This is a genomic window from Pseudomonas sp. GW823-FHT06E10 (assembly GCF_058794995.1).
The window spans coordinates 597,047-610,402 of sequence record NZ_JBXAHJ010000001.1; the positions used below are offsets into that span (position 1 = coordinate 597,047).

Here is a 13,356-nt window from a genome sequence, read left to right on the forward strand (position 1 = left end):
TGCCCGATAAGGAGAACAATAAATGGCAACTCATGAACATTATTACGTCCCGGCCCAGAGCAAATGGCCGATCATCGCCACGGTCGGGATGTTCGTCACGGTGTTTGGCCTGGCCACCTGGTTCAATGATCTGAAAGCAGCGCGTCCGGAATCCCACGGGCCGCTAATCTTTTTCGTCGGCGGGCTGTTGCTGGCCTACATGCTGTTTGGCTGGTTCGGCACGGTGATCAAGGAAAGTCGCGGCGGCTTGTACAGCGCACAGATGGATCGCTCGTTCCGCTGGGGCATGAGCTGGTTCATTTTCTCGGAGGTGATGTTCTTCATCGCCTTTTTTGGCGCGCTGTTTTATGTGCGTCAAATCTCCGGACCGGCGCTCGGTGGTGAAGGCGCCAAAGGCATGGCGCACATGCTGTGGCCGAACTTCCAGTTCACCTGGCCGTTGCTGAGCAACCCCGACTCGAAACTGTTTCCGCCGCCCAAGGAAGTCATTAGCCCCTGGGGCCTGCCGCTGCTCAATACCGTGTTGCTGGTCAGTTCCAGCGTGACCGTGACCATCGCCCACCATGCCTTGAAAAAGGGCCATCGCGGCGCACTGAAACTCTGGCTGGCGCTCACTGTATTGCTCGGCAGTGCGTTCCTCATCTTCCAGGCCGAAGAGTACATGCACGCCTACCGCGAACTGGGCCTGACCCTGGGCTCGGGCATCTACGGCGCGACCTTCTTCATGCTCACCGGGTTCCACGGCGCCCACGTCACCATCGGCACCATCATCCTGTTCGTGATGCTGATGCGGATCATGCGCGGGCACTTCGACAACGAGCACCAGTTCGGTTTCGAAGCGGCGACCTGGTACTGGCACTTCGTGGATGTGGTGTGGATCGGGCTGTTTGTTTTCGTCTATGTGCTTTAAAGCCGCTTGTAGGAGCGTGTTACCAAGGGGCATTGGAAACCAACTGGCCGCTGAAAAAGCCCCAGGCAATCAAGCCAAGGGTAAGGGCGGCCAGGGTCACACGAACACTCAAGGCAATGACGAGGCGGTTTGAGCGGCTGTCGTCCTTGACCAGAAAAAACAGGCCGCTGAACAGGCTGACAACCGTGGCAATCAGCATCAGGACGATGGCTGCTTTGAGCATGGTGAGACTCCGGGGGGACAAGCGATGTACTTGAGTATAGCTATCGCGATGACCGATTTTCTGGCAATGCCATGAAGTGCTTTCGGCCAGGTATCGTGCCAACGCTGGTGGTGGCGCTGCTGCTGCCGCTACTGGTGTCCCTGGGGTTCTGGCAGTTGAGTCGGGGCGCGGAGAAAAGCGCGCTGCTGCAAAGCTACACCGAGCGGCGGGCCGCCGAGCCGATGGCCAGCACCGAACTGCAACACACGACAGACCCGGCCTTCCGTCGGGTTCACCTGTACGGCCGGTTCGATGCCGAACACAGCCTGCTGCTGGATAACAGTCAACGCAACGGCAGGGTTGGCGTCGAGCTGTTACAACCCTTTCACGATCAGGCCACCGGGCTTTGGCTGCTGGTCAATCGCGGCTGGTTGCCTTGGCCGGAGCGCCGCACACCACCGCAATTCAAGACACCCACCGAGGCGGTAAGCCTCGACGCGTGGGTCTACGTCTCCCCTGGGGCGACGTTCCAATTGCACGCAGATCCCACAACGTTGACATGGCCGAAGCTGATTACGGCCGTTGAGCCAGACAAGCTCTGGACAGCACTGAATCGCGAAGGCTTTGCCTACGAACTACGTGCCGAAACCGGACCCGCCATCTACCAGGCCAACTGGCCCGTAGTCGCCATGGGCCCGGAAAAACACATCGCTTATGCCGTGCAGTGGTTCGCCATGGCGATCGTCCTGTTCGGTCTTTATCTCTATCTCGGCTGGCACAACGCAAAGGAGAAACACCATGGGAGCGGCCATGAATCCACCCAGCATGTCTGAGGCGAAACCGTTGGTGAACCGGCGCAAGGGCCGTATGCAACTGCTGCTGATCCTGCTCGGGGTGATCGGTCCGATGATCCTTGCCACCGGCATGTACAAGCTGAATTTCTGGGTGCCCGAGGGCCGCAGTTATCACGGCGAACTGATCGGCAACGGTCAGACCCGCGCGGACATCGGCGTGCAGGCCCAGGAAGAGCGTTGGCAGATACTGGTGACCGCGCCCAAGGATTGCGCGGTGGACTGCCAGCAACTGGTGTATCTGGCGCGGCAAATCCAGATCGGCCTGGGCCGCGATGCGTCCCGCGCCAGCCATGCATTGGCCACCGCGCAGACGCTGAACAGCGATTACGAGACTAAACTTCAACGCGAGTACCCGCAGTTGCAACGTTATTCACTGGACTTGCCTGCCTACACAAAAGGCGCTCAGAGCAATGACGTGCCGCACCTGTGGATCATCGACCCCCACGGCAATCTGGTGCTGCGCTACGACCCGTCGGTGAAGGGCAAGGACTTGCTCAACGATCTGCGCCACCTGCTGAAACTGTCGAACATCGGATAAGGGCATCGTCATGGCCAAGCCTGGATTTCGCCTCGCGTTGTTTGCCACCTTGCTGGCACTGATTGTGGTGTTGCTCGGCGCCTACACGCGCCTGACCCACGCCGGCCTCGGCTGCCCGGACTGGCCCGGCTGCTATGGCTTCATCAGCGTGCCGAAAAGCGAAGCCCAACTGGCCCATGCCGAATTGCATTTCCCGGACGCTCCGGTCGAGGCCCATAAGGGCTGGAACGAGATGATCCACCGCTACTCCGCCGGCACGCTGGGGCTGTTAATCGCGGTGTTGGCGGGTCGTGCGTGGGTGCATCGCCGCCATCCCGGACAGCCGGTGAAGCTGCCGTTGTTCCTGTTGGCGGTGGTTGTTGGCCAGGCCGCGTTCGGCATGTGGACGGTAACGCTCAAGCTCTGGCCGCAGGTGGTCACCGGGCATTTGCTGGGCGGCTTCGCGACCTTGAGCCTGTTGTTTCTGCTGACCTTGCGCCTGTCCGGCGTACTGCCGGCGCTGACCGTGCCACGACGTTTGCAGCACTGGGCGACGGCAGGGCTGTTGCTGGTGATCGGGCAAATCGCCCTCGGGGGCTGGGTCAGTTCCAATTACGCCGCCGTGGCCTGCATCGACTTTCCGACCTGTCACGGCCAGTGGTTGCCAGCGGCGGACTTCGCCAACGGCTTTCACCTGACCCAGCACATCGGCCCGAACTACCTCGGCGGGCAACTGGACAGCGATGCCCGTACGGCCATTCACCTGACTCATCGCATCGGCGCGTTACTGGTCACCCTGGTATTGCTCGGTCTGGCCTGGCAACTGAAGGCGGTTGGCATGACGCGCCTGGCAGGCCTGGTGCTGATCGCACTCGGCGCACAAATCACCCTGGGCATCAGCAACGTGTTGTTCCATCTGCCGCTGCCGGTGGCCGTCGCGCATAACGCGGGCGGCGCGGCGCTGTTGCTGACCATGGTGCTGGTCAATTACCACGCCCGAACCAGTCTGGTCCGGGTCAAGCAAGCGCGCTGGCACTTCAGCCCACGTAAACACTCAGCCGGGCCCATAACAATAAAAGGAGAAATGCCATGGCGATTCTGATCGGCGAACGTCCCAGTCAGGCGATCTGGCGTGACTACCTGGAACTGACCAAGCCCAAAGTCGTGGTGCTGATGCTCATCACTTCGCTGGTGGGGATGTTCCTCGCGACCCGCGCCGGGGTGCCGTGGACGGTGCTGATTTTCGGCAACCTGGGCATCGCTTTGTGTGCCGGTGGCGCGGCGGCGGTCAATCATGTGGTGGACCGGCGCATCGACGCGGTGATGGCGCGCACCCACAAACGGCCGCTCGCCGAAGGCCGGGTTTCGCCGACCGCCGCGCTGACGTTCGCGCTGGTATTGGCGGTCCTCGGGCAAGCCATGCTGCTGGCGTTCACCAACCCGCTGACCGCGTGGCTGACCCTCGCCTCGTTGCTCGGCTACGCGGTGGTCTACACCGGATTCCTCAAGCGCGCGACCCCGCAGAACATCGTCATCGGTGGTCTGGCCGGTGCCGCGCCGCCATTGCTTGGCTGGACCGCCGCCACCGGTCACGTCAGCGCCGAACCGCTGCTGCTGGTGCTGATCATCTTCGCCTGGACCCCGCCGCACTTCTGGGCGCTGGCGATCCATCGCAAGGAGGAATACGCCAAGGCCGACATCCCGATGTTGCCGGTCACCCATGGCGAGCACTACACCAAGATTCACATCCTGCTTTATACCTTCGCATTGCTTGCCGTCAGCCTGATGCCTTATGTGATCCACATGAGCGGCACGCTCTACCTGGTCTGCGCGCTCGGGTTGGGCGCGCGGTTTCTGCAATGGGCCGTGGTGCTGTACCGTGGCACTCGGCCGCACGCGGCAATCAACACGTTCAAGTACTCTATCTACTACTTGTTCCTGCTGTTTATCGCCCTGCTCGTAGACCACTACCTATTGTTGAACCTATGACTCGAACCCAGAAAACCGTCTTCATACTTGTCGCCCTGGTCGCACTGATCCTGGGCCTGACCGTCAACAAGGTGCTGTCCGGGAAAAACCAGGGCGATCCGACGGCGCTGATCGACGCCGGCATCATCTTGCTGCCGCAGAGCCGTAATCTGCCGGACGTGATGATGACCAATCAGGACGGCCAGCCGGTCGCGATCAATGAATTGAAAGGCAAGTGGAGCCTGCTGTTCTTCGGCTACACCTTCTGCCCGGACATCTGCCCGACCACCCTCGCCCAGTTGCGGCAGATCAAGAGCGAATTGCCGCCCGAGGCTGTGGATAAATTGCAGATTGTGCTGGTCAGCGTCGACCCGAACCGCGATACGCCCAAGCAGCTCAAGCAGTACCTGGGCTACTTCGACCCGCAGTTCATCGGCCTGACCCCGGCGTCGACCGATGAACTGCAAACGATCGCCAACGCAGTGAGCATTCCGTTCATTCCGGCGGACACGAGCAAGCCGAACTACACCGTTGATCACAGCGGCAACCTCGCGGTGATCGGGCCGGATGGGACACAGCGTGGGTTCATTCGGGCGCCGTTGAACAATGCGAAGCTGGTGGCGCAGTTGCCGGTGATGCTCAAGCGCAATTAAACAACACAAAACCCTTGTAGGAGCGAGCTTGCTCGCGATGGAGTGTCAGTCGACACCTATGCAGCTGACACACCTTCGCGAGCAAACTCGCTCCTACAAGGGGTGGTGGTTCGGGCACAAAAAAGGGGCGCATTCAATGCGCCCCTTTTTCGTTTACGTCAGCTGATCAGAACGCCGGCACCACCGCGCCTTTGTACTTCTCGAGGATGAAGGCTTTCACTTCCGGGCTGTGCAGCGCGGTAACCAGCTTCTTCATCGCATCGGTGTCCTTGTCGTCTGGACGGGCAACGAGGATGTTCACGTAAGGCGAGTCGCTGCCTTCGATGAACAGCGCGTCCTTGGCCGGATCAAGCTTGGCTTCCAGCGCGTAGTTGGTGTTGATCAGCGCCAGGTCGACCTGAGTCAGCACGCGCGGGATGGTCGCGGCTTCCAGTTCGCGTATTTTCAGATCCTTGGTGTTCTCGGTGATGTCCTTGACGGTCGACAGGATGTTGTTCGAATCCTTCAACTTGATCAGGCCGGCCTTGGCCATCAGCAACAGCGCACGGCCGCCGTTGGTAGCGTCGTTCGGGATGACCACGTTGGCACCGCCAGGCAGTTCAGCGATGGTCTTGTACTTGCTGGAGTAAGCGCCCAGGGGCTCCAGATGCACGCCAGCCACAGAAACCAGATGGGTGCCCTTGGCCTTGTTGAACTCATCCAGGTACGGCTGGTGCTGGAAGAAGTTGGCGTCCAGGCGTTTTTCCGCGACCTGCACGTTTGGCTGGATGTAGTCGGTAAATACCTTGACCTTCAGGTCCACGCCTTCTTTGGCCAGGGCCGGCTTCACGAATTCGAGGATCTCGGCGTGCGGAACCGGAGTGGCCGCGACGGTCAGGGTTTCAGCGTGGGCAGAGAATGCCGCAACGGCCGCGAAGGCCACGAGTAGTTTTTTCATTCAGCTAACTCCATGTGAGGCGCCCGTTTGGCGCCTGCCAGCGAATGGCCGGCTCATGTCTTACTTACGGGAAAAGTGGACGACCAATTTGTCGCCAACGGTTTGCAGTACCTGGACCAGTACCAGCAGCAACACCACTGTCACCACCATCACATCGGTCTGGAAACGCTGGTAACCGAAACGGATCGCCAGGTCACCCAGACCACCAGCGCCAACGACACCGGCCATCGCCGTGTAGGACACCAGTGTAATGGCGGTCACCGTAATCGCCGCGAAGATGCCCGGACGAGCCTCCGGCAGCAAGGCATTGGTGATGATCTGTCGTGTAGTCGCGCCCATGGCCTGGGTCGCTTCGATGATGCCGCGATCTACTTCACGCAGGGCGGTTTCCACCAGGCGCGCGAAAAACGGCGTGGCACCCACTACCAGCGGCGGAATTGCACCGGCGACACCAAGGGAGGTACCGGTGATTAACACGGTGAACGGAATCATCACGATCAGCAGGATGATGAACGGCAGCGAGCGCAGGATGTTCACCACCAGCGACAACATCGCGTAGATGCCTTTGGCTTCCAGCAACTGGCGCGGGCTGCACAGGAACAGCAGCACACCCAGCGGCAGGCCAAGCAGTACGGTGAACAACAGCGAACCACCCAGCATCAGCAAGGTGTCACCGGTGGCCAGCCAGATTTCGAACCAGTCGATATTGGCGAAGAAACTTGTCAGGGCTTCCATTAGCGCAGCACCTCCATGTGGACGTCGGCTGCGGTGAAGCGGGCGAAGGCTGCTTCCATGTCACCGCCGGTCACGGCCAGGGTCAGTTGCCCGTAGGGGATGTCTTTGATGCGGTCGATGCGACCGGCCAGGATGCTGTAGTCCACACCGGTTTCCCGGGCGACGGTGCCCAGCAACGGCGCGTAGGTCGCGTCGCCCTGGAAGGTCAGACGCACGATGCGGCCTGGCACGTGAGCGAAGTCGTCACGCTGTTCGCTTTCGTCGATCTGCTCGTCTTCCTGCACGAAGCGCTTGGTGGTCGGGTACTTCGGATGCAGGAACACTTCGGCCACCGAGCCTTGCTCGACGATCACGCCGGCGTCCATCACGGCTACCTGGTCGCAGACCCGGCGGATCACGTCCATCTCGTGGGTGATCAACACGATGGTCAGTTTCAGCTCGCGATTGATCTCGGCCAGCAATTGCAGGACCGATGCGGTGGTTTGCGGGTCGAGGGCGCTGGTGGCTTCGTCGCACAGCAGGATTTTTGGCTTGGTCGCCAGCGCACGGGCAATGCCGACACGCTGCTTCTGCCCGCCGGACAATTGCGCCGGGTACTTTTTCGCGTGGTCGGACAAGCCGACCCGCGCCAGCAACTCGGCCACGCGCGAATCGATCTCGCTGCGCGACAATTCGCCGGCCAGGGTCAGAGGCAGCGAGACGTTGTCGGCGACAGTCTTGGAGGCCAGCAGGTTGAAGTGCTGGAAAATCATCCCGACCTGCTGACGGAAGCGGCGCAGGCCGTTGGCGTCGAGTGCAGTGACTTCTTCACCGTCGACGGTGATTTTGCCGCCACTGGCGTTTTCCAGGCGATTGATCAGACGCAGCAGGGTACTTTTCCCTGCGCCGGAATGACCGATCAAGCCGTAAACCTGCCCGTTCTCAATCGTCAGACTGGTCGGATGCAGGGCGGGGATTTCCTTACCGGCGACGCGGTAGGTTTTATGGACGTTTTGAAACTCGATCACGTAGCGAACCTTGTGGGGCGCGTTAGAAAAGGATCAGCGGTTAGCCGGGCGCGCATTTTAGCCTGTCCGTATAGAGGTTCTTAGCATTTATTTCGTATTTGTCCTGTCATTTGGCAATAACGCGATCAAAGGTCAGAAAAAAGGAACGGCTGAAGAAACTCACCCAAGGCCGAAGGCAACTTCGATATGGTGGGCAGCATCGGGTTTGGGACAGGGAGGCGAAGGCCAAGGCGATTCCGGCCTGAAGATCTGCGGAGCCAGGGAGACCGCCATCGCGAGCAAGCTCGCTCCTACAGTAGAGATGTGTTGGTCACAAAATGTGTGGGCAACCCGAAACCCTGTGGGAGCGAGCGTGCTCGCGATGCTTTTAAGATTTACGAGGCGTTAGAACCATCTGCGCCGGGACACTGCGCAAAATCTGCCGCTCCAGCTTCAGATCAAACTCAGGATCGAGTTTCTTCACCCGTTTGGTCAGCAAGTTGGCCAGCCAAGGGTAATCATTAGTGCGTGGAGCCTGAATGCTCACGTCGCACTGAAAATTCACCACATCGGCGGCAATGGCATCCAGTTGGCGACGCAGTTTGCCCATATCGTTGATATTGAGCACGACCGTGGTGCTTTCAGCCGTCAGGTCGATAACCTTGGCTTTTGGCTTGGCTTCGGCAGCCTTGAGGGCGGCTTCGGCTCTTTCCAGTTCGGCCTTGCGCGCCTGGGCAATCGAGCCGTTGACTCCGCCGGTCAGTGCCGGAGCCTTGGGCATCAACGCGCGGGCACGGCTCAGGGCAGTTGCTGCGGCATCCACGTCACCCTTTTGCAGCACGATCTGGCTGCGGCGCAGATAGGCTTCGGCCAGCTGCCGCTGGTATTGCTCAAGGGAAGCATCGTTGGGCGATTCGGCCTGCAAGGCTGCCAATTGGTCTTCGGCGATGGCCAGTTCATCGCTGGCGATGTTTTGTTCCAGTTGTACGATGGCCGCGGCCCGCGCATCGGCGGCCTCGGTGGCCGCCGGTGGCGTGCTTTGGCAGGCGCCCAGCAGCAAAGAAAATGCGACAAGGAGCAGATAACGGGAGGCGAACGACTTCATTCCTGCGACTCTCTATTTGCGCAAAAAACGAGCAAGTCTACACCCCTCGACGGGGCAGAACAAAACTCAGCAGAAATAGCGCGGCGGCCGTCACCACAATCGACGGGCCAGCCGGGGTGTCCTTGAACCAGGACAGCGCCAGCCCGCCACACACGGCGAGTATGCCCAGCAGGCTCGCGCCCAGTGCCATCTGTTCCGGCGAGCGAGCATGACGTTGTGCCGCAGCCGCCGGGATGATCAGCAACGAAGTGATCAGCAACACGCCGACGATTTTCATCGCCACGGCAATTACCACGGCGATCAACAGCATTAACGCCAGGCGCAATCCCGCCACGGGCAAACCTTCGACCCTGGCCAGTTCTTCATGCACCGTGATCGCCAGCAATGGGCGCCACAACGTAACCAGCAAGACCAGTACCGCCGCGCTGCCGCCAAGAATCCAGGCCAGATCGGTCGGGCTGATCGCCAGCAGGTCACCGAACAGATAGGCCATCAGGTCGATCCGCACTTCGTGCATGAAGCTTAGTACCACCAGGCCCAGAGAGAGCGTGCTGGGTGCGAGAATTCCCAAAAGTGTGTCGGATGCCAGCGGCTGGCGTTGTTGCAACGTCACCAGCATCACCGCCAACAGCAAGCAGCCAACAGTGACGGCAACGGTCGGGCTGACATCCAGCAGAAAACCCAGGGCCACGCCGAGCAATGCCGCGTGGGACAGGGTGTCGCCGAAATAGGCCATGCGCCGCCAGACCACGAAAGACCCCAGCGGGCCTGCGACGACGGCCAGGGCCAGGCCTGCAAGCAGGGCGTAGAGCAGAAAATCAGCCATGCTTGCAGCTATCTCCGTGAACATGGGGTTGGCCCGACGCGGGCGCCTTGACCACCGAGCCATGCAAGTCGTGGGCGTGGTCGTGATGGTGGTGATAAATCGCCAGGCTTTGTGCGTTCTTTCCGAACAGCTCGACGAAAGCCGGATCGCCGCTGACCTGCTCGGGATGGCCGGAACAGCATACGTGACGATTGAGGCAAACCACCTGGTCCGTGGTGCTCATCACCAGATGCAAATCGTGGGAGACCATCAGCACACCGCAACCATGACGGTCACGCAGGCGGGTGATCAGGCTGTACAGCTCGGCCTGGCCGGCCACGTCGACGCCCTGTACCGGTTCGTCGAGTACCAGCAGTTCCGGTTCGCGCAACAAGGCACGGGCCAGTAACACACGTTGCATTTCGCCACCGGAAACGCTTTGCACCGGGCTGTCGATCACCTGTTCGGCGCCGACTTCCTTGAGTGCAGCCAAGGCCATCGCACGGTCCACCCCCGGTACCAGGCGCAGGAAACGCAGGACCGACAGCGGGAGGGTCGGATCGACATGGAGTTTTTGCGGCATGTAACCGACCCGCAGTTTCGGCTTGCGCCAGACGCTGCCGCTGTCCGGTTTCAACAGGCCGAGCACGGCACGCACCAGGGTGGTTTTGCCTGCGCCGTTGGGGCCGATCAGGGTAACGATCTGCCCCGGCTCGACGCTCAGTTCTATGTTGTCCAGCACCGGTTGCCCGGCGAACGTGACGGCAACCTGCTCAAGACGGATCAGCGCGTTGCTCATCAAGCCCCCTGGCAACCGGAGCAGAGACCGACCACTTCAACGGTCTGGCCTTCGACGACAAACCCGACATCCCTGGCGCTGGCGATGATCGCGTCGCTGATGGATTTTTGCTCAAGTTCGATCGCGGCGTGGCACACACGGCAGATCAGGAACTGACCCTGGTGAGCATGTTCCGGGTGGTTGCAGCCGATGAAGGCGTTGAGCGAGGAAATCCGATGGACCAGGCCGTTTTCCAGCAGGAAATCCAGCGCGCGGTACACCGTCGGCGGTGCGGCGCGACGACCGTCCTGCTCGCTGAGGACCGCGAGAATGTCGTAGGCACCCAAAGGCTTGTGGCTTTGCCACACCAGCTCCAGCACTCGCCGGCGCAACGCGGTCAGGCGCAGACCTTGACGTGCGCACAGGGCATCGGCCTCGGACAAAGCGCTGTGAACGCAATGTGAGTGGTCGTGGGGACGGCTGGCGATCGGTGTTTTTAGCATGAGCGGCGACGAGGTTTGTGAGAGACGTTATTATGTTACCCGTTCTCGCCTCTTCGAGTGGTCATCGTGTCCCGACTTTTTTCTGTTTTTGTCGCATTTATCGCAAGTTTTCTGCTGATCGGTTCGGCGCAGGCCGAGGTCAAGGTCCTTACCAGCATCAAGCCTCTGCAACTGATCGCCGCGGCGGTGCAGGATGGCGTGGCGATCCCCGAGGTTTTGCTGCCACCGGGTGCCTCACCGCATAACTATGCGTTGCGCCCTTCCGACGTACGCAAGGTGCAATCGGTGGACCTGCTGTACTGGATCGGCCCGGACATGGAGGGCTTCCTGCCACGTGTGCTCAATGGTCGTACGTTGCCCAACGTCGCCGTGCAGGATTTGCCGGGCATGAAACTGCGTCACTTTGCCGAAGATAACCACTCCCACGCTGAAGAAGCTGACGAACACGACCACGATCACCGTCCGGGCAGCCTGGATGCGCACTTGTGGCTGTCGCCGGTCAACGCCCGGGTCATCGCCACGAAAATGGCGGCTGACCTGAGTGCCGCAGATCCTGCAAATGCCGCGCGCTATCAGAGCAATCTGAAAGCCTTCGACGAGCGTCTCGATGCACTGGATGCGCGCCTGAAGAAACGCCTGGCCGATGTTCAGGGCAAGCCCTACTTCGTTTTCCACGAAGCCTTCGACTACTTCGAAGACGCCTACGGCCTCAAGCACGTGGGTGTGTTCAGCGTCGCGGCCGAAGTGCAACCCGGTGCCCAGCATGTCGCGGCGATGCGCGCGCGATTGCAGGAAGTCGGCAAGACCTGCGTGTTCAGCGAACCGCCACTGCGGCCCCGTCTGGCGGAAACTCTGGTGGCGGGTTTGCCGGTGAAACTGGCTGAACTGGATGCGCTGGGCGGGTACACGCCGGCGACTGGCCAGGGCTATGAGCAGGTGTTGGAGAAATTGGGGAATGATCTGGCGGGGTGCCTGGAGTCACTGTAACCGACACCAGACCCTGTGGGAGCGAGCTTGCTCGCGAAGGCGGCATTACATCAACATCAATGTTGACTGACCTGCCGCTATCGCGAGCAAGCTCGCTCCCACAGGTCAAAGCCTTTAAAGGGCGAAAGGCAAAGGCGTGTTGACTGTCTGTCGCTGTGCCAATCGCAATTGAAATTCCATCGGATCGTGAATCAACACATCCTGTCCGGCAAACGACTCCGCCGCGATCAGGCGTGACAACCAGAACCGTACGCAAGCCACCCGCAGCATGGTCGGCCACAACTCGGCTTCGGCGGCGGTGAACGGTCGCAAGGCCGCGTAAGCGCCCAGCAAGGCCCGCGCTCGCGGTCCATCGATTACGCCATCGTCGTCCGAGCACCAGTCGTTCAAGGCAATCGCCACGTCGTAGAGCATCGGCCCGGAGCAGGCGTTGTAGAAGTCGATCAGCCCGGTCAGGTGCGTGCCTTCGAACATCGCGTTGTCGCGGAACAGGTCGGCGTGAATGTTCGCCCGCGGCAGTGCCAGGATTTTTTCCTTCTGCCGGGTGATTTCTTCCAGCGCCCGTTGCAGCAGGTCTTTCTGTTCGGCGCCGAGGTGCGACAGAAACTGCGTGCCCTCCTCCAGCATCCAGTCCAGGCCGCGATCGGTTTTGCGCTTGATCATGTTGGCCTGGGTCGCCAGGTGCAGATGGCCGAGCAATTCACCCACCTGCGCGCAATGTTGCGCGTTGGCTTGCTTGATGTGCTTGCCGGCCAGGCGCGGTTGCAGCAACGCAGGTTTGCCCGCCAGCTCTCGCAAGGCCACGCCGTCTGTGGTGCGCAAGGCGTAAGGCACCGGCAGGTCGGCGCCGTGCAGTACGTCGAGCAGTTCGATGAAGAATGGCATCTCCTGAACCGGACCGCGCTCGACCAGGGTCAGGACAAATTCGCCCTGCTCCAGGCTGATAAAGAAATTGGTATTTTCGCTACCGGCGGCAATCCCCTGGAAATCAAGCAGGCGGCCGAGGCCATAAGGGGCGAGAAAAGCTTCCAGCTCGGGCCGAGCCAGGGGGGTGAACACAGACATGTTTAAGCTGCCAGTACGGGCGCCGCTGTTGAGCCGGCGCCAATTAAAGTTAAGGACGACTTACCACTTAAAAACTTCCCACGCCGGAATCAGCATATCCGGGTAGTCGGAACGGACGAAGTTTCCCTCCGAGCCATCCGCGCGCACCAGGAAATACGGTTTGCCAACCTTTGGGGTGACCTTGATGGCGTACAAAAAGCCGTTTTGCCGGTATTCCTGAATGAGTTTATCGCCTTCCGTGCGAATGGTGACATCCGGGTCCGCCGATGGCGCATCGTCCGCCGCCATCACGGCCGATGGTGCGATTGCAAACAAGCCAGCCAGCAACAGGCGATTTAGTGTGCGCATGAT

At 60.6% G+C, this 13,356-nt stretch carries 17 protein-coding genes; 7 read left to right on the forward strand and 10 right to left on the reverse strand.

Features of this window, described 5'->3' with window-relative positions:
* The first annotated feature begins 22 nt into the window (after window positions 1-22).
* Entirely contained in the window at window positions 23-910 is an 888-nt protein-coding gene (locus tag AC1Q6Y_RS02760; RefSeq protein WP_057712610.1) for a cytochrome c oxidase subunit 3, read from the forward strand.
* A 19-nt stretch (window positions 911-929) separates the two neighbouring features.
* Here AC1Q6Y_RS02760 and AC1Q6Y_RS02765 read toward each other — a convergent pair whose 3' ends face one another.
* Entirely contained in the window at window positions 930-1,133 is a 204-nt protein-coding gene (locus AC1Q6Y_RS02765) for a twin transmembrane helix small protein (protein ID WP_057712609.1), read from the reverse strand.
* A 71-nt stretch (window positions 1,134-1,204) separates the two neighbouring features.
* Between AC1Q6Y_RS02765 and AC1Q6Y_RS02770 the strand changes: the two genes are divergently transcribed.
* From AC1Q6Y_RS02770 to AC1Q6Y_RS02790, 5 genes are read left to right on the forward strand one after another with little or no spacing between them, the layout of a single operon-like run.
* A complete protein-coding gene (locus tag AC1Q6Y_RS02770) occupies window positions 1,205-1,945 on the forward strand; it encodes an SURF1 family protein (RefSeq protein ID WP_492624005.1) in 741 nt (246 codons plus the stop codon).
* A complete protein-coding gene (locus AC1Q6Y_RS02775; RefSeq protein WP_090457722.1) occupies window positions 1,911-2,504 on the forward strand; it encodes a PA_0111/PP_0108 family redox-active disulfide protein in 594 nt (197 codons plus the stop codon). The genes AC1Q6Y_RS02770 and AC1Q6Y_RS02775 overlap by 35 nt, the downstream gene beginning before the upstream one ends.
* A 10-nt stretch (window positions 2,505-2,514) precedes the next feature.
* Window positions 2,515-3,585 (forward strand): COX15/CtaA family protein, encoded by a 1,071-nt coding sequence (locus tag AC1Q6Y_RS02780; RefSeq protein WP_057712606.1) that lies wholly within the window; start codon window positions 2,515-2,517, stop codon window positions 3,583-3,585.
* On the forward strand, window positions 3,573-4,472 hold the full coding sequence (cyoE, locus tag AC1Q6Y_RS02785) for a heme o synthase (RefSeq protein ID WP_008045805.1): 900 nt from the start codon (window positions 3,573-3,575) through the stop codon (window positions 4,470-4,472). Before AC1Q6Y_RS02780 ends, cyoE begins: the two co-directional genes overlap by 13 nt.
* Complete coding sequence (locus AC1Q6Y_RS02790) at window positions 4,469-5,104, forward strand: SCO family protein (RefSeq protein ID WP_057712605.1); 636 nt, start codon at window positions 4,469-4,471, stop codon at window positions 5,102-5,104. Before cyoE ends, AC1Q6Y_RS02790 begins: the two co-directional genes overlap by 4 nt.
* Window positions 5,105-5,270: 166 nt before the next feature.
* Here AC1Q6Y_RS02790 and AC1Q6Y_RS02795 read toward each other — a convergent pair whose 3' ends face one another.
* The 7 genes from AC1Q6Y_RS02795 to zur all read right to left on the reverse strand — a co-directional run bounded on the left by AC1Q6Y_RS02795 (window position 5,271) and on the right by zur (window position 10,953).
* Window positions 5,271-6,041: a MetQ/NlpA family ABC transporter substrate-binding protein gene (locus AC1Q6Y_RS02795; protein WP_090452329.1), complete on the reverse strand. Its 771-nt coding sequence runs from the start codon at window positions 6,039-6,041 to the stop codon at window positions 5,271-5,273.
* Window positions 6,042-6,101: 60 nt separating this feature from the next.
* Window positions 6,102-6,776 carry a methionine ABC transporter permease gene (locus tag AC1Q6Y_RS02800; protein WP_057712603.1) on the reverse strand — a complete coding sequence of 225 codons (675 nt, stop codon included), beginning with the start codon at window positions 6,774-6,776 and terminating at the stop codon, window positions 6,102-6,104.
* Window positions 6,776-7,783, reverse strand: coding sequence for a methionine ABC transporter ATP-binding protein (locus tag AC1Q6Y_RS02805; protein ID WP_492624006.1), 1,008 nt, complete (start codon window positions 7,781-7,783; stop codon window positions 6,776-6,778). The genes AC1Q6Y_RS02800 and AC1Q6Y_RS02805 overlap by 1 nt, the downstream gene beginning before the upstream one ends.
* Before the next feature lie 367 nt (window positions 7,784-8,150).
* Window positions 8,151-8,867, reverse strand: coding sequence for a PA5502 family lipoprotein (locus tag AC1Q6Y_RS02810; RefSeq protein WP_057712601.1), 717 nt, complete (start codon window positions 8,865-8,867; stop codon window positions 8,151-8,153).
* 37 nt (window positions 8,868-8,904) lie between these two features.
* Window positions 8,905-9,693 carry a zinc ABC transporter permease subunit ZnuB gene (gene znuB / locus AC1Q6Y_RS02815; RefSeq protein ID WP_057712600.1) on the reverse strand — a complete coding sequence of 263 codons (789 nt, stop codon included), beginning with the start codon at window positions 9,691-9,693 and terminating at the stop codon, window positions 8,905-8,907.
* A complete protein-coding gene (gene znuC, locus AC1Q6Y_RS02820; protein ID WP_007989407.1) occupies window positions 9,686-10,471 on the reverse strand; it encodes a zinc ABC transporter ATP-binding protein ZnuC in 786 nt (261 codons plus the stop codon). Before znuC ends, znuB begins: the two co-directional genes overlap by 8 nt.
* Window positions 10,471-10,953 (reverse strand): zinc uptake transcriptional repressor Zur, encoded by a 483-nt coding sequence (zur, locus tag AC1Q6Y_RS02825; RefSeq protein ID WP_008045818.1) that lies wholly within the window; start codon window positions 10,951-10,953, stop codon window positions 10,471-10,473. Before zur ends, znuC begins: the two co-directional genes overlap by 1 nt.
* Window positions 10,954-11,019: 66 nt before the next feature.
* On the opposite strand from zur, the gene znuA reads away from it, so the two are divergent.
* The gene (gene znuA / locus AC1Q6Y_RS02830) at window positions 11,020-11,940 is read left to right on the forward strand and encodes a zinc ABC transporter substrate-binding protein ZnuA (RefSeq protein WP_174245497.1); all 921 of its coding nucleotides are present in this window, start codon (window positions 11,020-11,022) and stop codon (window positions 11,938-11,940) included.
* A 114-nt stretch (window positions 11,941-12,054) separates the two neighbouring features.
* Here znuA and AC1Q6Y_RS02835 read toward each other — a convergent pair whose 3' ends face one another.
* Together AC1Q6Y_RS02835 and AC1Q6Y_RS02840 are read right to left on the reverse strand one after the other, a co-directional pair.
* Entirely contained in the window at window positions 12,055-13,005 is a 951-nt protein-coding gene (locus tag AC1Q6Y_RS02835) for a homoserine kinase (protein ID WP_007989412.1), read from the reverse strand.
* Window positions 13,006-13,065: 60 nt separating this feature from the next.
* A complete protein-coding gene (locus tag AC1Q6Y_RS02840; RefSeq protein WP_492624007.1) occupies window positions 13,066-13,353 on the reverse strand; it encodes a DUF2782 domain-containing protein in 288 nt (95 codons plus the stop codon).
* Window positions 13,354-13,356 lie beyond the last annotated feature (3 nt).

Coding starts and splice junctions, on each gene's coding strand:
- zur (WP_008045818.1), bottom strand. CDS start 10,953: ATGCTAAAAACACCGATCGCCAGCCGTCCCCACGACCACTCACATTGC.
- AC1Q6Y_RS02840 (WP_492624007.1), bottom strand. CDS start 13,353: ATGCGCACACTAAATCGCCTGTTGCTGGCTGGCTTGTTTGCAATCGCA.
- AC1Q6Y_RS02835 (WP_007989412.1), bottom strand. CDS start 13,005: ATGTCTGTGTTCACCCCCCTGGCTCGGCCCGAGCTGGAAGCTTTTCTC.
- AC1Q6Y_RS02810 (WP_057712601.1), bottom strand. CDS start 8,867: ATGAAGTCGTTCGCCTCCCGTTATCTGCTCCTTGTCGCATTTTCTTTG.
- AC1Q6Y_RS02760 (WP_057712610.1), top strand. CDS start 23: ATGGCAACTCATGAACATTATTACGTCCCGGCCCAGAGCAAATGGCCG.
- znuB (WP_057712600.1), bottom strand. CDS start 9,693: ATGGCTGATTTTCTGCTCTACGCCCTGCTTGCAGGCCTGGCCCTGGCC.
- AC1Q6Y_RS02765 (WP_057712609.1), bottom strand. CDS start 1,133: ATGCTCAAAGCAGCCATCGTCCTGATGCTGATTGCCACGGTTGTCAGC.
- cyoE (WP_008045805.1), top strand. CDS start 3,573: ATGGCGATTCTGATCGGCGAACGTCCCAGTCAGGCGATCTGGCGTGAC.
- AC1Q6Y_RS02800 (WP_057712603.1), bottom strand. CDS start 6,776: ATGGAAGCCCTGACAAGTTTCTTCGCCAATATCGACTGGTTCGAAATC.
- AC1Q6Y_RS02775 (WP_090457722.1), top strand. CDS start 1,911: ATGGGAGCGGCCATGAATCCACCCAGCATGTCTGAGGCGAAACCGTTG.
- AC1Q6Y_RS02795 (WP_090452329.1), bottom strand. CDS start 6,041: ATGAAAAAACTACTCGTGGCCTTCGCGGCCGTTGCGGCATTCTCTGCC.
- AC1Q6Y_RS02790 (WP_057712605.1), top strand. CDS start 4,469: ATGACTCGAACCCAGAAAACCGTCTTCATACTTGTCGCCCTGGTCGCA.
- znuC (WP_007989407.1), bottom strand. CDS start 10,471: ATGAGCAACGCGCTGATCCGTCTTGAGCAGGTTGCCGTCACGTTCGCC.
- AC1Q6Y_RS02780 (WP_057712606.1), top strand. CDS start 2,515: ATGGCCAAGCCTGGATTTCGCCTCGCGTTGTTTGCCACCTTGCTGGCA.
- AC1Q6Y_RS02770 (WP_492624005.1), top strand. CDS start 1,205: ATGAAGTGCTTTCGGCCAGGTATCGTGCCAACGCTGGTGGTGGCGCTG.